General features: G+C 62.6%; 20 protein-coding genes. 13 read left to right on the forward strand and 7 right to left on the reverse strand.

The features are described 5' to 3' along the window. Window positions 1–10 precede the first annotated feature (10 nt). The 5 genes from IEV58_RS02710 (at window position 11) to IEV58_RS02730 (ending at window position 4,801) form a co-directional block, all read left to right on the forward strand. Entirely contained in the window at window positions 11–898 is an 888-nt protein-coding gene (locus tag IEV58_RS02710) for an isocitrate lyase/PEP mutase family protein (RefSeq protein ID WP_188408155.1), read from the forward strand. Window positions 899–948: 50 nt separating this feature from the next. Continuing rightward, window positions 949–1,932 carry a Bug family tripartite tricarboxylate transporter substrate binding protein gene (locus IEV58_RS02715; protein WP_188408156.1) on the forward strand — a complete coding sequence of 328 codons (984 nt, stop codon included), beginning with the start codon at window positions 949–951 and terminating at the stop codon, window positions 1,930–1,932. 64 nt (window positions 1,933–1,996) lie between these two features. Continuing rightward, entirely contained in the window at window positions 1,997–2,443 is a 447-nt protein-coding gene (locus IEV58_RS02720; protein WP_188408157.1) for a tripartite tricarboxylate transporter TctB family protein, read from the forward strand. A 3-nt stretch (window positions 2,444–2,446) separates the two neighbouring features. Further along, window positions 2,447–3,976, forward strand: coding sequence for a tripartite tricarboxylate transporter permease (locus tag IEV58_RS02725; RefSeq protein WP_188408158.1), 1,530 nt, complete (start codon window positions 2,447–2,449; stop codon window positions 3,974–3,976). A 99-nt stretch (window positions 3,977–4,075) separates the two neighbouring features. Further along, a complete protein-coding gene (locus IEV58_RS02730; protein WP_188408159.1) occupies window positions 4,076–4,801 on the forward strand; it encodes a FadR/GntR family transcriptional regulator in 726 nt (241 codons plus the stop codon). On the opposite strand, the gene IEV58_RS02735 is transcribed toward IEV58_RS02730, so the two are convergent. The 7 genes from IEV58_RS02735 to IEV58_RS02770 all read right to left on the reverse strand — a co-directional run bounded on the left by IEV58_RS02735 (window position 4,792) and on the right by IEV58_RS02770 (window position 12,401). Beyond that, complete coding sequence (locus IEV58_RS02735) at window positions 4,792–5,586, reverse strand: ABC transporter ATP-binding protein (RefSeq protein WP_188409057.1); 795 nt, start codon at window positions 5,584–5,586, stop codon at window positions 4,792–4,794. The genes IEV58_RS02730 and IEV58_RS02735 overlap by 10 nt on opposite strands. Beyond that, complete coding sequence (locus tag IEV58_RS02740) at window positions 5,583–6,416, reverse strand: ABC transporter ATP-binding protein (RefSeq protein WP_188408160.1); 834 nt, start codon at window positions 6,414–6,416, stop codon at window positions 5,583–5,585. Before IEV58_RS02740 ends, IEV58_RS02735 begins: the two co-directional genes overlap by 4 nt. After that, window positions 6,413–7,324: a nickel transporter permease gene (nikC, locus tag IEV58_RS02745; RefSeq protein ID WP_188408161.1), complete on the reverse strand. Its 912-nt coding sequence runs from the start codon at window positions 7,322–7,324 to the stop codon at window positions 6,413–6,415. Before nikC ends, IEV58_RS02740 begins: the two co-directional genes overlap by 4 nt. Next, on the reverse strand, window positions 7,321–8,391 hold the full coding sequence (locus IEV58_RS02750; protein WP_188408162.1) for an ABC transporter permease: 1,071 nt from the start codon (window positions 8,389–8,391) through the stop codon (window positions 7,321–7,323). Before IEV58_RS02750 ends, nikC begins: the two co-directional genes overlap by 4 nt. Before the next feature lie 7 nt (window positions 8,392–8,398). Beyond that, on the reverse strand, window positions 8,399–10,009 hold the full coding sequence (locus IEV58_RS02755; protein WP_188408163.1) for an ABC transporter substrate-binding protein: 1,611 nt from the start codon (window positions 10,007–10,009) through the stop codon (window positions 8,399–8,401). Between the two features lie 177 nt (window positions 10,010–10,186). Beyond that, on the reverse strand, window positions 10,187–11,209 hold the full coding sequence (locus tag IEV58_RS02760) for a lysylphosphatidylglycerol synthase transmembrane domain-containing protein (RefSeq protein ID WP_188408164.1): 1,023 nt from the start codon (window positions 11,207–11,209) through the stop codon (window positions 10,187–10,189). A 703-nt stretch (window positions 11,210–11,912) separates the two neighbouring features. Then, complete coding sequence (locus IEV58_RS02770) at window positions 11,913–12,401, reverse strand: VOC family protein (protein ID WP_188408166.1); 489 nt, start codon at window positions 12,399–12,401, stop codon at window positions 11,913–11,915. A 106-nt stretch (window positions 12,402–12,507) separates the two neighbouring features. On the opposite strand from IEV58_RS02770, the gene IEV58_RS02775 reads away from it, so the two are divergent. The 8 genes from IEV58_RS02775 to IEV58_RS02810 are packed head-to-tail and all read left to right on the forward strand — an operon-like array spanning window position 12,508 to window position 20,030. Continuing rightward, window positions 12,508–13,245 carry a GntR family transcriptional regulator gene (locus tag IEV58_RS02775; RefSeq protein WP_188408167.1) on the forward strand — a complete coding sequence of 246 codons (738 nt, stop codon included), beginning with the start codon at window positions 12,508–12,510 and terminating at the stop codon, window positions 13,243–13,245. A gap of 48 nt (window positions 13,246–13,293) precedes the next feature. Further along, window positions 13,294–14,247, forward strand: coding sequence for a Bug family tripartite tricarboxylate transporter substrate binding protein (locus IEV58_RS02780; protein ID WP_188408168.1), 954 nt, complete (start codon window positions 13,294–13,296; stop codon window positions 14,245–14,247). A gap of 1 nt (window position 14,248) precedes the next feature. Further along, window positions 14,249–14,683: a tripartite tricarboxylate transporter TctB family protein gene (locus IEV58_RS02785; protein ID WP_188408169.1), complete on the forward strand. Its 435-nt coding sequence runs from the start codon at window positions 14,249–14,251 to the stop codon at window positions 14,681–14,683. Between the two features lie 39 nt (window positions 14,684–14,722). Then, window positions 14,723–16,255 carry a tripartite tricarboxylate transporter permease gene (locus IEV58_RS02790; protein WP_188408170.1) on the forward strand — a complete coding sequence of 511 codons (1,533 nt, stop codon included), beginning with the start codon at window positions 14,723–14,725 and terminating at the stop codon, window positions 16,253–16,255. 20 nt (window positions 16,256–16,275) lie between these two features. Beyond that, entirely contained in the window at window positions 16,276–17,391 is a 1,116-nt protein-coding gene (locus tag IEV58_RS02795) for an LVIVD repeat-containing protein (protein WP_188408171.1), read from the forward strand. A gap of 40 nt (window positions 17,392–17,431) precedes the next feature. Further along, window positions 17,432–18,967, forward strand: coding sequence for an L-piperidine-6-carboxylate dehydrogenase (gene amaB, locus IEV58_RS02800; RefSeq protein ID WP_188408172.1), 1,536 nt, complete (start codon window positions 17,432–17,434; stop codon window positions 18,965–18,967). A 7-nt stretch (window positions 18,968–18,974) separates the two neighbouring features. Next, window positions 18,975–19,700, forward strand: coding sequence for a maleate cis-trans isomerase family protein (locus IEV58_RS02805; protein WP_188408173.1), 726 nt, complete (start codon window positions 18,975–18,977; stop codon window positions 19,698–19,700). A gap of 21 nt (window positions 19,701–19,721) precedes the next feature. Next, complete coding sequence (locus IEV58_RS02810; protein ID WP_229729145.1) at window positions 19,722–20,030, forward strand: hypothetical protein; 309 nt, start codon at window positions 19,722–19,724, stop codon at window positions 20,028–20,030. Window positions 20,031–20,033: the final 3 nt, after the last annotated feature.

Raw genomic sequence — 20,033 nt, forward strand, 5'->3', positions numbered from 1 at the left:
GTCAGTGCTGATGACGAAGAGCAAGGGACGGCGCCTGAAGGAATTGATGCAGCAGGGCGATCTGATCATGTCGCCGGGTGTCTATGACGGCTTCAGCGCCCATCTGGCCGAGAAGATGGGGTTCAAGACCGGGGTCATCGGCGGCTCCGGCATTTCCGAAAGCAGACTGGGCCGCCCCGATCGCGGCATCATGGGCTATGAAGAAGTGGTCCGCGCCTGCCGCAATCTCGCCGATTGCACCGACCTCCTGCTGCAGGGCGACGCCGACACCGGCTATGGAAATGCCGTCAACGTCTACTTCACTGTGCGAGGCTTTGAGGACGCGGGCCTCGCCATGATCGCGCTGGAAGATCAGGTCTGGCCCAAACGCTGCGGCCACATGAAGGGCAAGAAGGTTATTCCCGCCGAAGAAATGGTCCAGAAGATCAAGGCGGCTACCGATGCGCGGCGCGACCAGGACTTCCAGATCAAGGCCCGCACCGATTCCATGGCCACCCACGGCATCAACGAAGTGATCGACCGCCTGGGCCTTTACGCGGAGGCCGGCGCCGACGTGGTCATGGCCGATGCGCTCACCTCGCGGGAAGGCATCGAGAAGGTCGCTGCCAGCGTCAGCAAGCCGCTGGCGGTGAACATGGGCTTCGGCATCCGCTCGCGCAGCACGACGCCGTTGATGCACCCGAAAGAGCTGAAGGCATTGGGCGTTGCGCAGGTGACCTACCCACGCCTCCTGACGGCATCGGCCCTTCGGGGGATGATGAACGGCATGACGGCTTTCCTCGACATGGTGAAATCCGATGCCGTGCCGGATCGGCAGGATCTTCTGGCCTCGTTCGAGGAAATCAATGAACTGATGGGTGAACCGGAACTCAATGAAATGGAAGCGCGGTGGGCGTGATCGCCGGCACCGCTTATCGGACAACAAGAAACCGGACTTCGGAGGACAGTATGATCAAGAAGACAATCTATGCGGCGTTTTGTGCAACGGGCCTGCTGGCCGGCATCACCGCCGCTGCCGCTCAGACCGGGGAAGCGCCGGCACGGACCGAATGCCTCGCCGGTGGCAAGCCGGGCAGTGGTTTCGATCTCAGCTGCCGCCTTCTTTCCGAGACGCTTCTGAAGACAGGGCTGATCTCCAGCCGTATGTCGGTGAACTACATGGAAGGCGGCGCGGGCGCGACCGTATTCAATCACGTCATCGGCGTGCGTTCGGCGGAGCCAGGCCTCGTCGTGCCGGCGTCGCTGGGCACCGCGCTTCTCCTGTCCCAGAAGAAGTTCGGCCGCTATGACGAGACCAACGTGCGCTGGATCGGCGCGATCGCATCGGACTATGGCGCGGTGGCCGTGGCGCCGGAATCGCCCATCAAGAACCTCAGCGATCTGATGGCGGCCCTGAAGCAGGATCCTGCCAGCGTGGTGATCGGCGGGGCCGGCACCATCGGCAGTCAGGATTGGATGAAGGCAGCCTTGATCGCGCGTGAGGCAGGTGTTGATCCCAAGAAGCTGCGTTTCGTGACCCAGAACGGTGGCGCCGCCGCGGCGACCTCGGTCGCCGGCGGCCACATCGATGTCTATTTCGGCGATGCCGCCGAGCTTGGCCCCAATGTGCAGGCAGGCCTTGTAAAGGTGATCTCGGTTCTGGCCGATGAGCGGCTGCCCGGCACCCTTGCGGATGTCCCAACGGCCGAGGAGGAGGGCGTGGACGTGACATGGCCGATCTGGCGCGGGTTCTACGCCGGTCCGAAGATCACCGATGCCGAGTATCAGTGGTGGGTCGAGGCCTTGCGCAAACTGGTCGAGACGCCGGAATTCGCGGCTGAACGAGACCGGCGCGGTCTTTTCCAGCTGGTCGCCATCGGCCCCGCCTTCGACGAGCTCCTGAAGAAGAATATCGAGAACTTCAAGACCCTGGCGAAAGAGGCCGGTCTCTGACCTTGGGCCTCAAGCCCGGTCTCTCGCAGACCGGGCGGCCTGCTCTTCAAAACGGAGGAACGCAATGGGATCGGATATGCGCGTCGATCGCATCCTCGGGGTTGTGATCCTGATGGTCGCAGCGGCGGTCGCGATCGGCAGCTTCGGCATCGAATATAGTTTTTCGTCCGACCCTCTTGGCCCCAGGGCCTTCCCCCTGGCTCTTGCCATTGTCTGCGCGCTTTGCGCGCTCTGGCTTCTGGCCAGGCCGTCGCTTCAAACCGTCGCCGTTAGCCCGTCCGCCTACCGCAGCTTCGGCCTGGTGGCGGTCTGCGTCATCAGCGCCGCGCTGTTCCCGTTCGCCGGCTTCAGGCTGTCCATCTTCCTCCTCTGCTCGGTGACCTCCTGGCTCTTCGGCGCCAGCATGTTCAAGGCGTGCATCGTGGGCGTCTTGAACGCCATCGTCCTGTGGCTGGCGTTCACGAAGATCTTCGGCATAGCGCTTCCACCCAATCCTTTGCTGGGTTTTTGATCGATGTCCCTGGACTACCTCTGGCAAGGCTTCGAGATTGCCTTTCGCTTCGAAAACCTGCTCTACGCCGTCGTCGGCTGTTTCGTGGGGACGTTGGTGGGCGCGCTGCCCGCCCTCGGGCCGGTCACGGCGATCGCGCTGCTTCTGCCCATCGCCTATACCTCGAACGTCCCGGTCGACAGCACGCTCATTCTCCTCGCGGCCATCTATTACGGTTGCGATTACGGCGGCCGCATCACCTCGATCCTCGTCAATGTGCCTGGTGACACCGGCGCCGTAGTCACCGCCTTCGACGGCTATCCCATGGCGCGCAAGGGCCGGGCGAAAGATGCGCTGGCCATCAGCGCCATCACATCCTTTGTCGGCGGCATCCTCGCCGTCATCGGATTGACTGCCTTTGCGCCCATGCTGGCGAAGCTGGCCATCAGGTTCGGGCCTGCCGAATATTTCGTCCTGATCCTTTTTGCCTTCTCGACGCTGACCTCCTTTGCCGGCGAACAGCCCGTCAAGGCCATCCTCGGCTGTGCCCTCGGCAGCCTGCTCGCCACCGTCGGGCTCGATCCTACCACCGGTGCCTATCGCTTCACCTTCAATGAGCCGCAGCTTTACGAGGGCATCGATATGGTCGCCTTCATCATCGGCCTTTTCGCGATCGCCGAGATCCTGCTGGTGCTGGCATCGGACGAGAAGCGGATGCAGGCCCCGATCGCCTACGAGGGCCGCATATCGATTTCCGCCGACGAAGCGAAGGCCTGCGTCGGGCCGACCCTCAGGGGATCATTTATCGGCTTCATTGCCGGCATCCTGCCGGGAGCCGGATCGACCATCGCCAGCATGCTGTCCTACTCCATCGAGAAGCAGCTGGGCGATCGGAACGGAACCTTCGGCCATGGTGACATCCGGGGGGTTGCGGGCCCCGAAGCGGCCAACAACGGCTCGGCTGGCGGGTCCTTCGCGCCGATGCTGACGCTTGGCGTGCCCGGCTCGGCGACAACAGCCGTCATGCTTGGCGCCCTGCTGCTCTATAATGTCCAGCCTGGCCCGCAGATCTTCATCACGCAGCCTGACCTCGTCGGCGCGCTGATCGCGTCGATGTATGTCGGCAACGTCATCCTTCTCATCATGAACCTGCCGATGATCGGCCTCTTCGTGCGCATGGTATCGGTGCCGAACTGGATCCTCATGCCCACGATCCTGGCGCTCGGCTTCATCGGCGTCTACTCGGTGTTTCTGAGCGTGCTCAGCATGATGCTCATGCTGGCCATCGGCGTGGTCGGCTTCATCCTGCGTGCCACCGGCTTCGGCGTTGCGCCCATCATGCTGGGCTTCGTGCTCGGAAAGATCCTCGAAACCAACCTGCGCAATGGCCTCGCCACCTCCAATGGTGACGTCACCTATTTCTTCTCCAGCGTGACATCCCAGATCCTCTGGGTGCTGATCTTGGCGGTTCTGGTGCTGCCACCGATCTTCAAATGGCGTCGCGCCTTGAAGGAGGCGACCGCGCGAACGGCCGCGCCGCAGCCGGAGGCGTGAAGAGCTTCAAGTAGGCAGGTTTACAGGCCGCTGATATATTGCTGCGCAGCGAAACAAAGGACCGATGTTATTCGGAAAAATTCTGGAGATACGCCGCTGATGCTCGAACGCGCATTGTCCCTGACCGACCGGACCGCGGAGATCCTGCGCGACCGGATCGCCAATGGGGAGTTCGCCCCCGGCGACCGGCTGCCCTCCACCACGGTGCTGGCCAGGGACTTCGGCGTGAGCCTGGGTGTGATCCGGGAGGCCCTGTCGCGTCTGAAGCACGATGGGCTGATTGAATCGGTGCAGGGTGCGGGATCATTCGTGTCAAAGCGCGGCAGTCAGCGCGCCTTCCGCCTCGACCGGTATAAGGATCGCGATGCCGTCACGCTCACCTATACCTTCGAGCTTCGCGAGGCGATCGAGGGGAACGCCGCGCGGCTGGCGGCGACCTATCGCAATCAGGAAAGCCTGCAGAAGCTGTGGCGCAGCTTTGAGGCGCTGGATGAGGCCATCGCCAGCCAGAACAGCGCGCAGCCTCACGATCAGGATTTCCATCGTGCCATCATGAAGGCAACCGGCAATCCCATGTTCGCCGATCTGTGGGATTTTCTGGACCAGAACATCCGATCAAGCGTGGAGGCGGGCCGCAAACATTCGGCCAGCGTGACGTCCCTTCGGCATCAGGCACAGGACGAGCACCGCAAGATCCTGGAGGCGATCGAAGCCGGAGATCCCGCCGCCGCCGAGGAAGCGGCGCGATTCCACGTACGCCAGGCGACCAAGCGGCTGGCGCTCCCGGAGATCGACCGCAAATGGGATCTGCAGGATCAGCTCTGAGGCTGATGTCTGCGATCGGAAACGACCTCCGAGGGCTTGCGTCCGCGCCGGAAACCCTCGCTTGCCACCATGAGGCTGCGGGCGTAACTGCTCCCCACGGTGCCTGAGGCAAGGGCGCTCGCCTCCACCAGTTCGACCGACTGTCCGCGCCGCATGATCATCAGCCGGTCGCACATATGCGCGATTACCGCGAGATCATGGCTGACGAGGACGAAGGTGAGCTTATGCGCCCGCCGGATCTCTTCCAGGAGATTGAGCACCTCCGCCTGGACCGAGGCATCGAGCGCCGAGGTGGGTTCGTCAAGCAGGAGGATCTTCGGCTCCAGGATCAGCGCGCGGGCGATCGCCACCCGCTGGCGCTGGCCGCCGGAAAGCTGATGCGGATAGCGGAAGCGGAAGCCGTTTCCGAGCCCGACCTCATCGAGCGCCCGGAGCACGCGGCGCTCGGCATCGCGGACACCATGAATGGCCAGGGGTTCTGACAGGATGCGGTCCACCGAATGGCGCGGATGCAATGACCCGTAGGGATCCTGGAACACCATCTGGACCTTCCTGTGAAAGTCCTTGCCGCGCGGCACCCGCACCGGCGCGCCGTCGATCGAGATCGTGCCGTCGGTGATGGGGGCAAGGCCGCAGATCGCACGCAGCACCGTTGATTTGCCCGAGCCGGATTCACCGACGAGCCCGAAGGATTGCCCCGCGAAGACATCGAACCAGATGCGGTCGATGGCCTTGTAGCCGTCGAAGCTGACGGTGAGCTCCTTGATGGAGAGAACGGCGGTCAATCCAGCCACTCCTGTTTCCGGTCGAGCACCGCGAGAGGATGTGGGCTGCCGCTCATGCGGGGCAGACATCCGAGCAGCCCCTGCGTGTAGGGATGCTTCGCCTTGGTCAGGCGGTTGGCCGCGATCTCCTCCACGATCCTGCCGCCATACATCACGAGCACGCGGTCGCAGAACGAGGAAACCAGGCGCAGGTCGTGGCTGATGAAGATGATCCCCATTCCCCGGTTGACCACCAGCTGGTCCAGGATTCCCAGCACCTGCAATTGCACCGTGACATCGAGCGCCGAGGTGGGCTCATCGGCGATCAGGAGATCAGGGTCGGCGATCAGCATCATGGCGATCATGGCGCGCTGGCCCATGCCGCCGGAGACCTCATGCGGATAAAGATCGAACACACGTTCCGGGTCGCGGATCTGGACCGCCTGCAGCATATCCAGCGTGCGCATGCGGGCGAAGCTGCGCGACACCTTCATATGCGCCCGCAGTGTCTCCATGATCTGCCGGCCGATGGTCATTACCGGATTAAGCGAGAACTTCGGGTCCTGCAGCACCATGGCGATGCGTCCGCCCCGCAGGGTCCGCCGGGTGCGCGCGTCGGCGCTGCGAAGATTGACGCCGTCGAAGCTGAGCCTGTCGGCGGTGACGATCGCATTGGGCGGGGTCAGTCCCAGGATCGCGCGCCCCGTCTGCGATTTGCCGGAGCCGGATTCGCCGACAATGCCCACCCGCTCCTGGCCGACCGTGAACGATATGCCGCGTACCGCATCGAAGAAGCCGTCCCGGGTAGGAAAGCGGACGCGAAGATTCTCCACTTCCAACAGCGTGCTCATCGTCCACCTGCCTTCGGATCGAGCGCGTCGCGCAAGCCATCGCCCAGAAGGTTGAAGCCGAGGCTGACGAGGAAGATGGCCATGCCGGGCGCCGCTGCCACCCACCATTGGTCGAGCACGAAGCGCCGGCCGGAGGCGATCATGGCGCCCCACTCCGGCAGCGGGGGCTGCGCACCAAGGCCCAGAAAGCCCAGTCCGGCGGCGGTGAGAATGATGCCCGCCATGTCGAGCGTAACGCGCACGATCACCGAGGAGACGCACATCGGCATGATGTGACGCGCGACGATGCGGGTGGGGGAGGCGCCCATCAGGCGGATGGCGTTGATGTAATCGGAATGGCGCACGGTCAGTGTCTCGGCCCGCGCAATGCGCGCATAGGGCGGCCATGAAGTTATCGCGATGGCGATCACGGCATTCTCGATGCCGGGTCCCAATGCCGCGACAAAGGCCAGTGCCAGGATGAGGCGCGGGAAGGCGAGGAAGATATCGGTGATCCGCATCAGCACCGCATCGACCCAGCCGCCCGCGTAGCCGGCAACGGTGCCGATCAGGAGCCCCACCGGCGCGGCGATGACCGCGACGAGGATCACCACGAAGAGCGTCAGCCGTGAGCCATGGACCACGCGGGAATAGATGTCGCGTCCCTGATCGTCGGTGCCGAACCAGTGCTCGGCGCTGGGCGGCAGCAGCCGCGCCTCGCGCAGGTCACCGACAATGGGAGACTGCGTGGCGAGCACGTCGGCGAAACCGGCCACGACGAGAAGGCCGATGATGATGGTGAGCCCGAGGAGCGCGAGGCGGTTGTCGGCCAGCCTCCGCCAGGCCTGATAGGTTCGTCCGAGGCGTGCCTGCGACCGCGACTGCGGGCGTTCGGTCAAAAGCCATTGACGCCAGGTCGTGTCACTCATGAGCGCCTCGTGCGTGGGTCGAGCAGGCCGTAGAGCAGGTCCGACAGGAGATTGAGGCCGATGAAGACGGCTCCGATCACCACGGTGCCGCCGAGAACGGCATTCATGTCGGCATTCTGCAGTGAGTTGGTGATGTAGAGGCCGAGGCCGGGCCAGGCGAAGACGGTTTCCGTCAGCACGGAGCCTTCCAGGAGGCCGGCATAGGAGAGGGCGATGACCGTGACGAGCGGCACCAGCGCGTTGCGCAGGGCGTGGCGCCAGATGATGCGGGCCTCGGACAATCCTTTTGCCCGTGCCGCCACCACATATTCTTGGCTCAGCTCGTTCAGCATGAAGGAGCGCGTCATGCGGCTGATGTAGGCGAGGGAAAAATAGCCGAGCAGCGACGCCGGCAGGATGAGATGGCTGAGGGCGTTCCAGAAGGCGTCCCATTGCCCCTGCATGGCGGTGTCCAGCAGCAGAATGCCGGTGACGGGGGAAAGCGTATATTCATAGACGATGTCGATGCGGCCGGGCCCCGCGACCCAGCCCAGGCGCGCGTAGAACACCACCAGCGCCATGAGTCCCAGCCAGAAGATGGGCACCGAATAGCCGACGAGGCCGATGATCCGCACGATCTGGTCGAGAAGCCCGCCGCGCCGCACCGCTGCGAAGACGCCGAGGGGAATGCCGATGAGGCTGCCGATCAGCGTGCCGAGGGTGGCAAGCTCCAGCGTTGCCGGGAACACGCGGCGGATGTCCGTCATGACGGGATTGGCGGTCAGCACCGAGGTGCCGAAGTCGCCTTGCAGCACCTTGCCGACATAGATCACGAACTGCTCGTAGATCGGCCTGTTGAGGCCGAGCTCCTCGCGGGTGCGTTCGATGACATGTTCCGGAGCCCGGTCGCCGACGATGGCGAGCACCGGATCGACCGGAATGACGCGCCCGATGAAGAAGGTGACGGCCAGGAGGCCGAGCAGGGTCAGGGCGACGATCACGACGAAGCGCGCGATCGACGCGAGCACAGGAAGGATGCGGCGGGTGCCGGAGCGCCCGCCTTGAGGATCGACTGCCGTCTGGGCCATCCGCGCCTCAGCTCTTGGAGGCGCGGAAGGTGTAGGTTGAATCCGATGTGGGACCGAGCTTGAAATCGCTGACGTTCTTGCGGACGCCGGCGGTCTCGATCATCTGGTAGATGATGATGAAGGGGCTTTCCTTCAGAAGATCCTGCTGCAGCTCGCGATACAGGGCGGCGCGCTTTTCCGCATCCCGCTCAAGAACGGCGGCGTCCGCCTTCTTGGTGATCTCGGGGATGTCCCAGGCGTTGCGCCAGGCCAGCGGCTTCGATGTCGCCTCGTCCGAATTGTCCGGGTTGCGCGCGAAGGTGTCGGCGTTGGTGTGCGGGTCCCAGTAATCCGCGCCCCATTGGCCGATGTAGAGGTCATGGTTGCGGGCGCGATATTTGGTCAGCGTCTGCTTGCCGTCGCCCGGGATGATCTCCAGCTTGATGCCGGCCTGCGCGAGGGTTTGCTGCATGTTCTCGGCAATGCCGGTCACCGGTTGGGTATTGCGGACATCCATGGTGATGGAGAACCCGTCGGGCAGCCCCGCCTTGGCAAGCAGCTCCTTGGCTTTCGCGACATCGAATTTGTAGGGCTTTTCGTCGGATGCGCCGAGCAGGCCCTTGGGCAGGAAGGTCTGGTGGATCTCACCGATGCCTTTGATGAGGGTGGCGCCGATGGCGCCGTAGTCGACGAGATACTTCATCGCCTCCCGCACCTCGGGCTTGGCCAGCGTCGGGTTCTTCTGGTTCAGGCTGACGTAGTAGATGGTGCCCTTGGGCGTCGAGGTGATGGTGATGTCGTCGTTCTTGGATATGGCCTCAAGATCACCGGGCTCCAGATTGCGGGCCACATCGACGTCGCCCTTCTCCAGCAGCAGGCGCTGCGTGGCGCTTTCCTTCACGTGCCGATAGATCACGCGCGCCATCTTCGATTTTTCGCCGGCGTAGTTCTCGTTGCGCTCCATGGCGAGGATTTCATTGGCGCGCCAGTCGCGGATCTTCAGCGGGCCCGATCCGGCATAATTGGTCTTGAGCCAGCCATAGCCCATGTCGCCGTCCTTGGCGTGTTCCTCCAGGAGCTTCATATCGACGATGGCGGCGACATTGGCGGTCAGGCAGTTCAGCACGAAGGTCGGGGCATAGGCCTTGTCCGTCTCCAGCGTCACGGTCGTGTCGTCCACCTTCTTGATCTTCTCGGCCACATTGTCCTTGGACAGACCGAACTGCGTGAGAATGAAGGCGGGCGTCTTGTCGAGCTTCACCGCCCGTTGCAGCGAATAGACCACGTCATCGGCGGTGATGGGATTGCCGGAGGCGAACTTGAGGCCGCTCTTGAGCTTGAAGGTATAGAGCTTGCCGTCGTCGGAGACGGTCCAGCTTTCGGCGATGTCGCCATAGAGCTTGGACGGATCGTCAACCTCGAAGCGCACCAGGCGGTCATAGGTATTTCCCATGATTTCGCCGGCGCTGATTTCGAAGGATTCCGCAGGGTCGAGCGTGATGATGTCGTCGATGGCCCAGGCAAGGACAAGAGTATCGGGCGGGGTGGCCGCCATGGCGGCGGGACTGGCCGTGGCCAGCAGAGCTGCCGCGGTGGTGGCGATCAGATTGCGTCGGATGCTTGCAGTGAAGGTCAGCATATGGAACTCCCTGGCAGCTCGATGTTACGCGCTAACGGGGTCGCCTTGCTTCGTGCGTCGTGAAAGGCGCGAGCACGCGCAGGCTTTCGCCGCATCCCATGATGCTAAACTCATAAGTACGTATGTTCCAAGCAGACAAATTGCTGAGGGAAGCTTTGACGGAAATAAAGGCGGCTTTTATCTCGTCCGGGGGCCGGATCGGCGTGTTGCCTCGGATCGTGAAAGGCCGCTGGGCACGGGTATCGGGCATGTCGGACCGGTAGCCTTGGCCAGCCTTTGCCGCGAAAATTGAGAGCGCTCGAACAGCAGGATCACCACGAGCGACAGTGCGAACGGCACCAGCAGATAGAACAGCCGGAACACGATCAGGGCCGCCAGCACATCGGCAGGGTCCATATCCGGCAGGCCGGAGACGAAGACGATTTCCAGCACGCCGAGACCACCAGGCGCATGCGAAAGGAGCGCGGCGGAAAAGGAGGCCAGGAAAATGCCGAGGATGACGAAGAAACCGGGATTTCCGGCCTCCGGCAGGGCGAAATAGATGACGGCGGCTGCGCCGATCAACTCCAGCGGGCCGATGACCAGCTGTTGGAAAACGATGGGCAGCCGGGGATAGTAGATCTCGAAGCTGCCGATCCGAAGCGGCCTGAAGCCTTTCCAGCTGCCGAGGATATAGAGTGCGATCAGCAGCAGCATGACCGCCCCGCAGGCCATGGCCGCTTCGCGGGGCACGTCGCTGACGTAGCGCAGCACCAGTTCAGGCGCCGCGATGAGAATGGCGCCGCCGAGCAGCATGACGCTCAGCACAAAGGTGAAGGAGCAGAGCGCGACCAGAACACCGACCTCAGCGGCCGTCAGGCCTTTAGAGGTATAGGCCCTGTAGCGCACGACCGCTCCGGAGATCACCGAAGCGCCGATGTTGTGGGCCACCGCATAGGTCGTAAAGGAGGCGAGGGTGATGAACCCGAGCGGTATGGATTTTCGCAGGTGGTTCAGCGCAATCCGGTCATACCCGGCAAGAGCCGCATAGGCGGCCACCGCCGATGCGGCGCAGAGAAACCACCCGTGGAGCGGAATGGCCTTCAGGCTGTCGATCACATCGTCCAGCGAGATGCTGCGCAGCTCGTGGTAGAGCAGCCAGATCGATACGACGACCGCGCCGATGCCGATGATCGGCCAGATGTAATCCTTAAGCTTCATATCAGGTGTCCCGCGGACAGAACGCTGGTGTCAGACGATCGTTCACGACGATTTCTGCCCGGACACGAATTGCCTGCGGACGCCGATGACCATCTTCATCCTGAAAAGCGCTCGCTGCCTGCCGTTCCGAGCCCGAAGAGGATATGGACACATCACCCATATCGACATCGGCGGGATCTTCGATCCGGCAACTCAGCGATGCGCCGTTCAAGTCGAACAGCTTAAGCCTGATCGGCTAAATTTTCTTTGATGGCAAGACCACAGGTCGGCCCAGGCGATCACAACGAACAGGACGATGCCGCAGGCATCAGGAGCGGCTGGCCACAATGAGCGCCCAAACGGTTTTCCGAACTGACGGCGCTGGCTCGTTGCTGATCTACATTCTCTTATCTGTGGCTTCATCGGCAGGGCCGTCATCAAGCCGGATCACGATCAGAGATGACGGGGATGGATGAAGCGGTGAGCGCTCACCGGCCGCTCGATAAAATTCATGTGTGCACCCATCGTCGGCCGCGCAGGGGTGGCGCGCCAATGGTCAGGTGCCGAGTGCCGGGACGTCAGGTGAATGTTATGCAATGATCAAAGGCATCTCTGAAGCGAAACAGCAGGAGGGCTTCTGGTCCTTCTTCGACGGCCGCGAGCGTCCCGCATCCCGCTTCCCTGAGCGCGGCATCCAAGCGATCCGCCATGGGATGTTTCACTATTATCTGCTCAAGGCGGGCCCCGGTGCACTCATGGCGGCGGACGGGTGAGGGCCCTCTGGCCACTGGATGAAGGCGGGAAAAAGTCCATCAAAGGGCGATTTTCCGCTGTCGGGCAGCGTAATCAACCAGCTGCGCGATCCTCGCGACATGGAAACGATCGGGCCGGGATCAACGGGGCAGCTGCGGCGGGCCTGTTCAATGTCCTCGGTTTGCACGACCCACCCAACCGGACGCGGCTGCATCGTCATCCGTGCCACCTGCCGCGGGTCATCCATGCCGAACCAGCGTGGCCGTGCGGGTGGTGCTGCTTCCGGGTCGACCGAGAGCAGCTCAAGAAAAAGCCCGGTGCCGACGCGCATGACGCAGTTATGCGTGCCCATATCGGAATGCTTGCCGCCGCGCGGGATATTGGCCCCGAGGTGTTCACGCAGATAGGCCGCCCCCGTTTCCAGCGAAGATGCCCCCATAGTTACATGATCGATCCTCATCACCTTCCCCCGAGCTGCGGTCCGCCGCTTCCATGGTCAAAAAAGCATCATAATGCCTGAAAAAGCATATTGACATATCCATAGGACATATCGCTAGATTACACCCATGAAGATGCCGGTGCCAAAATATTTCGTCGTCAGATCTATTTTGGAGGCCCGTCTGGAGCGCGACTATTCCGTCGGCGATAAGATTCCGACGGAACTGGAACTGTGTAGAGAATTCGAAGTCAGCAGAATTACGATCCAGCAGGCGCTCTCTCTGCTGGAGAGCGACGGTTTGATCAAGAGAGAGCAAGGGAGAGGCACGTTCTATACACGCCCTCCGACGCGGCGGCAGGACGCAAAACCGAACCAGCTGTTGCAGTCGTTGCTGCGCAATCAACCCAACGGCTTCGCCCGGCTGATATCGGCCCGTATGACCACCGCCTCGGCGCGGATTGCGGAACGGCTGCGGGTGGAAAAAGGGAGCCGTGTGGCCGCTGTTGATCGTGTTGGTTTCATAGATGGTGATCCGGTGATCTTCATAACGGCCTACATGCCGGGGGATGTCGGGGCGGAGCTTCTGAAAGACGAGGCTGCGCTCACGCGGTCCACGCTCGGATCATTGGTCCAGTCGGCGGCGGGCATAAGGATCAGCTCGGTCGTGCAGACCATCGCGGCGACCTTGGCCGATCCCGGATTTGCCGGACACCTCGGCTTGGAACTCGGAGCGCCCGTACTGGAAGGTGAGCGCACCTATTACGACGAGGACGGACGGCCGGTCATATTCAGTGATGCCTTCTACCGAGCCGACCGTCACCGGTTCGTCGTCGATCTCAATGGAGCAGTGCCTGACCCGCTATAAGAAAATCTGCAGGGAGAAAGACCAACTCTCATAAAAACAGAGGACGTCATGACGAAGATATTGGCTGCAGCACTCATTGCTTTGAGTTTCGCGTCTCCTGCCCTCTCTCAGGCTCCCAACGGGCCTGTTTCCGTCATCAATCCTTTCACAGTAGGCGGATTAACCGATCTGACGGCCCGCTTTATTGTCGAAAAGATCAAACCACAGTTTCCAGCCGGTATCGCCGTTATCAACCGGCCGGGCGCGGGCGGATCGATCGGCGTTACCGAGATCGTCCAGGCGAAGCCCGATGGAACAGTCATCGGTCTGACCCCCACGGCCTCGCTGATCGATCAGCCGCAGATGAACAATCTGCCCTACAAGACGCCTGACGATTACGCTTCGATCATCAACACCATCACCTACTATCAATTCCTCGCGGTGCGTGGCGACGCGCCATGGAAAGACGCGAAGGCGCTGCTCGATCAGGTCAAAGCTGAGCCGGGGAAACTGCGCTTCGGCAGTTCCGGCATCGGCACCGCATCCCATCTCAATCTGGCGCAACTGACCACGGTCGCCGACCTCGATGTCGTCCATGTTCCCTTCTCCGGTTGGGCAGAGGGGAGCGCTGCGCTTCTAGGCGGTCACGTCGACACGCTGATCATCAACCCGGGCGAGGGACGGCAGCTCGCTGACGCAGGGCGAATCCGCATCATCGCGGCTTTTCAGCCCGAGCGCAGCGCCTTCTATCCGGAGGTGCCCACGTTCAAGGAGTTGGGCTATGACGTCGCGGTCAGCCTCAGCTTCGTTATAACCGCGCCGAAGGATACGCCCGAGGGCACCAAGACCTTCTTCCATGATGCCATCAAAACGGTGCTTGAGGATCAGGCCTTTCTCGACTTCGTCAAGTCCCGCGAGGTGCAGGTCAACTATCTCAGCGGCGAAGATGCGAAGGCCATGCTCTGGAAGGAATACAAGGAGCATACAGTCCTGCTCGACCGCCTCGGCCTGAGCGCCAAGTGAGATGGCGGCCCGGATCTTCGGACTGGGCGTCGTTGCGATCGGTGCGGTCTATCTCGCCCTGGCGCTCCAGCTGCCTGTCCACACGCTGAACGGTCCGGGAGCCGGCTTCTTTCCTCTCGTGATCGCCGCCGGGCTCCTCGTGACCGGTGTCGCAACGGCTCTCCTGCCAGGCGCCAACCTCACGATCGAGCCGGCGTTTCCCGAACGGGCGCTCAAGGTCGCGGCGGCCTTCATCAGCCTTATGGTCTTCTGTCTCCTGCTGCCGCGTCTGGGCTACATCATCTCGGGTGTGGCGGTCATGATCGCCATGCTCAAGCTCTTCGGTGCCTCTTGGCGCCTCGCGGTACCGCTCGCAATCGGAAGCGCCATCGTCACCTATTACCTCTTCATCGCCTTGCTTGGCCTGCCGCTGCCCCGGGGGAGTTGGCTGCCATGATCTCCCGTCCGTCCCGCTGTGCTGAAGAGGAGGCCTCTCATGGAAATGATTGACGGCCTCATGCACGGTTTTGGTGTGGCACTGACACCTCCAAATCTTCTGGCGTGCCTTATTGGCGTGACCCTTGGTTCCCTGGTGGGAGTGCTGCCGGGGATCGGCCCCAACGCGGGCATGGCGCTGCTGATCCCGCTCACCTTCGGCATGTCGGCGGAGGCCGCCATCATCATGCTGGCCGGCATCTATTATGGCTCCATGTATGGCGGGTCCACCACGGCTATCCTCCTCAACGTGCCAGGGGAGGCCGGCTCCGTCATGACCGCGATCGACGGGTTTCAGATGGCCAAGAAAGGGCGCCCCGGCCCCGCGCTTGCCATCGCCGCCATAGGGTCGTTCATAGCCGGCACGTTCGGAATTCTGGGCATCATGCTGGTCGGCCCATGGCTGGCCGAATTCGCACTGCGGTTCGGGCCGCCCGAATTCTTTGCGCTGGCGATCGCAGGTCTCATCTTTCTCTGCGGGCTATCAACCAACTCCTTTCGCATTGCCATAACCATGGTGGCGCTGGGCCTCGGCATCAGCACCATCGGCATTGATCCTGTTACGGGCACGCAGCGCTTCACCCTTGGGTTCACGCATCTGGCTCAGGGGATCGATCTGGTGCCCGTCATCATGGGCCTCTATGGCATCGCTGAAGTGCTCTCCATGATGGAGGAGGGCATCCAAAAGGCGCGCATCACCAAGGTGCGTCCGCGTGATCTGGTGCCGTCATGGCTGGAGGCCAGGATGTCGGCTCTGCCGATCCTGCGCGGTTCGGTGATCGGCTTCATCGTCGGTCTCATTCCCGGCCCGGCCACCGTCATGTCCTCCTTCATGTCATACCGCGTGGAGAAGAAGCTCTCGCGAACCCCCGAGCGCTTCGGCCAAGGCGCGATAGAGGGTGTCGCGGGCCCGGAAAGCGCCAATAATTCTGCGACTGCCGGCTCAATGGTGCCCATGTTCTCGCTTGGCATCGCCTTTTCCCCGGCCACCGCCATGCTTCTCGCCGCCCTCGTCATTCATGGCGTGCAGCCGGGGCCGCTGTTCATGGTCTCGGCACCGCAGGTGTTCTGGGGCGTGATTGCGAGCATGTACCTCGGCAATTTCCTGCTTCTCCTGCTCAACCTGCCGCTGGTGCACATCTTCGTTTCGATCCTGAAGCTGCCCCAGCATGTTCTCGCGGCGTTGGTGGTGCTGTTCTGCCTCGTCGGCGCCTATACGCTGAACAACAGCCTACTCGATGTCTGGATCATGGTGGTCATGGGCGGCGCCGGCTATCTTCTCCGCAAGCTGCACATCGATCCCGCACCGCTCGTCATCGCCCTCGTGCTCGGGCCCATCATCGAGAAGGCGCTACGGCAGTCCCTTTTCATGGCCAATGGCGACTGGTCCTATCTCCTGCTGCGGCCCGTCAGCGGGATGGTGGTCCTGGCGGCACTCGCTCTCTTCGCTCTCAACCTCGTCGTCGGCATGCGCCGGCGCGCCAAGATCGCGCAATTCATCCGCAATGAATCTCAACAGCAGCCGACCGGCTGACAAAAGGAGCTCGCAAGGCGATGGTGGATATCCAGGGTCTGAAGGTTATCTCCTACTTTGACTGTCCAGGCGGCGGTCAGGTCTATGTTCAGGGCAACTACTGCTACATCGCGCATATGGATGCTCCGGCCGGCACCACGATTCTGGATATCAGCGATCCGAAGAACCCTGTGCAGGTGGCCCATATCGCCATCCCCGACGGGGTGCACACTCACAAGGTGCGGGTCGAGAACGATCTGATGCTGGTGAATTGGGAATGCCCACCTCCCTATATCCTCGGCGAGAATTTCCAGGGCGGCCTTGCCATCTATGACGTGAAGGATCCGCGCAATCCGAAGCAGATCACGTTCTGGAAGACGGCCGGGACAGGCGTTCACCGGTTCGATTTCGATGGCCGCTACGCCTACATCACGCCGGAGGTCGACGGCTACCATCTCAACATCGCGATGATCCTTGACCTGCAGGATCCATCCAATCCCAGGGAAGTCGGCCGCTGGTGGATGCCCGGCCAGTGGGTCGCCGGCGGCGAGACACCGGACGAAGGTTACCGCATGACCTGGTGCCATCAGATCCTGAGGCGTGGCAAGCGGCTCTATGTTGCCTATTGGCATGCCGGAATGGTGATCCTCGACATCGAGGACATGACCAAGCCGAAGATGGTCTCGCGGCTGCGCTACAATCCGCCTTACACGCATCCCACCCACACGGCGCTGCCCATGCCCTTCAAGCTGGCAGGCCGCGACATCCTGCTGGTGGCCGATGAGGATGTGCGAAAGACAAAACCCTCGCCGCCACCCTTCCTCTGGGTGGTGGATATAACCGAGGAGGAGTTCCCGGTGCCGATCTCGACCTATCAGATCGAAGGCCTGGAGAATGTGAACATGCCGGAGTTCACCGGCTGTCATCAGCCAGCCGAGCAGGTTTATGGCACGGAGATCCCGGTTGCCTGGTTTGCCTGCGGGCTTCGCGTGGTGGATGTGAAGAATCCTCACGCTCCGAAAGAGGTCGCCCATTTCGTCCCCGATGCGCCGCAAGGGTTCGATCGCCCCGGCACCAATGATGTCTTCCTGACGAAGGAGGGTCTCATGTATGTGATCGACCGCAACCGGGGAATGCACATCCTGGAGCGGGTATAAGCCTGTGACCGATGACTGAGATGCTTGAGGAGTTGCTCCGATGAACGTTCATCAATCCCACGAAACCGTCGCCGGCGATGCATTGGCCATCCTGGAGCGGCTGGGCGTTCCTGCGTCCGCTTTGGGTGACAAGGGGCTCGCCGCCCGCTCGCCTATCGATGGGAAGCTCGTTGGCCATGTGGTGGAAAACAGCGCCGAAGAGATGACCGCCGCGATCGGCAAGGCCCATGCGGCTTATATGGCCTGGCGCCAGGTGCCGCCGCCGCGCCGGGGTGAGCTGGTGCGCCTTCTCGGCGACGAATTGCGCGCGGCGAAGGAAGACCTGGGCCGGCTGGTCACGCTCGAAGCCGGAAAAATCCTCTCGGAAGGTCTGGGCGAAGTTCAGGAGATGATCGACATCTGCGATTTCGCGGTCGGTATGTCGCGGCAGCTCTATGGCCTCACCATCGCCACCGAACGTTCCGGTCATCGGATGATGGAAACCTGGCATCCGGCTGGCGTGTGCGGCATCATCACGGCCTTCAACTTTCCCGTGGCGGTCTGGTCGTGGAATGCCGCGCTGGCGCTCGTCTGCGGTGACAGCGTGATCTGGAAGCCGTCTGAAAAGGCACCTCTGACGGCGCTGGCGGTCCAGGCAATTTTCGATCGGGCGGCAGCACGCTTCGGCGATGCCCCGGACGGACTTGCCCTGCTGCTGCAGGGCGGCCGCGCGCTCGGAGAGACGCTGGTGGACGATCATCGCGTCGCCATCGTCTCGGCAACCGGCTCCACCCGCATGGGCCGCGAAGTGGGGCCGCGTGTCGCTGCCCGCTTCGGGCGCTCGATTCTGGAGCTCGGCGGCAATAATGCCGCCATCGTCGCCCCTACCGCCGATCTCGATCTTGCCCTTCGTGGCATCGCCTTTGCCGCCATGGGCACCGCAGGTCAGCGCTGCACCTCGCTGCGCCGCCTCTTCATCCATGAAAGCGTGGCCGACAGCTTCGTGGCGAAGCTCGCCAGGGTTTACGGCTCCGTTGCCATCGGGGACCCGCGCGACAGGGGCACACTGATCGGCCCGCTGATCGACAAGGCCGCCTTCGACAACATGGAGGCGGCGCTGGCCGAGGCAAGGTCGCTCGGCGGCACCGTGCACGGCGGCGGCCGCGCCCGTGAGGATCTCGGGGAGGCCGCCTTCTACGCGCGTCCGGCGGTGGTGGAGATGCCGGATCAGGCAGGCCCCGTGCTGCGAGAGACCTTCGCTCCGATCCTCTACGTCATGCGCTACACGGATCTTGAAGAGGTGATCACCTCGCACAACGCGGTGCCGCAGGGGTTGGCATCATCGATCTTCACACTGGATCTGCGCGAGGCGGAGACCTTCATGTCGGCTGCCGGCTCCGACTGCGGCATCGTCAACGTCAATATCGGACCGTCGGGAGCCGAAATAGGCGGCGCCTTTGGCGGTGAAAAGGAGACGGGCGGGGGCCGTGAATCCGGCTCCGATGCCTGGCGCGGCTATATGCGTCGCGCCACCAACACCATCAACTATTCGCGCGCCTTGCCGCTGGCCCAGGGCGTCACCTTCGACATTGGGTGAGATGGAGATGGGCGAGGCGCCAATCCGCCGCTTCGGCGTCCTGTTTCCACCGGGCAATGTCGCCATGGAACGCGAGCTTCCACCCCTTCTGCCCGAGGAGGTGGCGATGCATTGCAACCGCCTCTCGCGGCCGGACTCTTCGCTGTCGGAAGCCTCGCTTCTCGCCATGGAGGCCTCGGTGGATCGTGCGGCATCCGATCTCGCCCAGACACAGCCCGAGGTCATCGTCTACGGCTGCACCAGTGGCAGTTTCCTTGGCGAGGACGACGGTGCCATAGCTCGCAAGATCACCGCGCTTACGGGCATTCCGGCCGTGACCACCGCCACCTCCGTCTGGCAGGCCATGCGTGCCCTCGCCATGGCACGCGTCTATATGATCACGCCCTATCCGGACGAGCTTAACCGGCAGGAGGCGGATTTTCTCAGGCACCACGGCATCGAAGTCGCGGCCTGGGACAGCTTCCAGTGCCGCAACAGCGAGGAAATTCGCCGCGTGCCATCGCGTGAGGTTTCGACCCTGGCCATGTCTCACGCGAGGGAGATCTCAGCATGCGATGGTCTCTTCATCAGCTGCACCCAGCTCCATACGCTGGATCAGATCGAGCGTCTGGAGCGGGAGCTGAATGTCCCGGTCGTGACATCGAACCAGGCCTCGCTGTGGGCGGCTTTGACCCGAATGAAGATCGACGTCACCGGCATCAGCGCCGGACGTTTGTTCAAGGCAGCGGCCTGAAGCGCGTAGAGGGGACCGACCATGTGTGGCTTCTATGCCTATGAGGATGGCAACAAATACCGCCCGCTGATCCCGCCATCGCCGGCGCTCGCGGCTCGCACACGTCTGGTCGAGGCAGGCATGACCGGTGATCCGGTGCCTGAAGCCGCGTGGGACACGTTCTTCAAGCCGACCTGTGGCGCCATCCCCATGGATCATTTTCAGCGGATGTTCCAGGCAAGGCGGCTTGCGGTCGCCTATCTCGCCGTGCAGGCGCCGGTACGGCGGCCGCAACGGCACGCTTCATCCTTTCGGTGCGCCGAGGGAGATGAGGTCTCGGCAGGCCTATAGCCG

Source organism: Agaricicola taiwanensis (assembly GCF_014635245.1).
GTDB lineage: Bacteria > Pseudomonadota > Alphaproteobacteria > Rhizobiales > Methylopilaceae > Agaricicola > Agaricicola taiwanensis.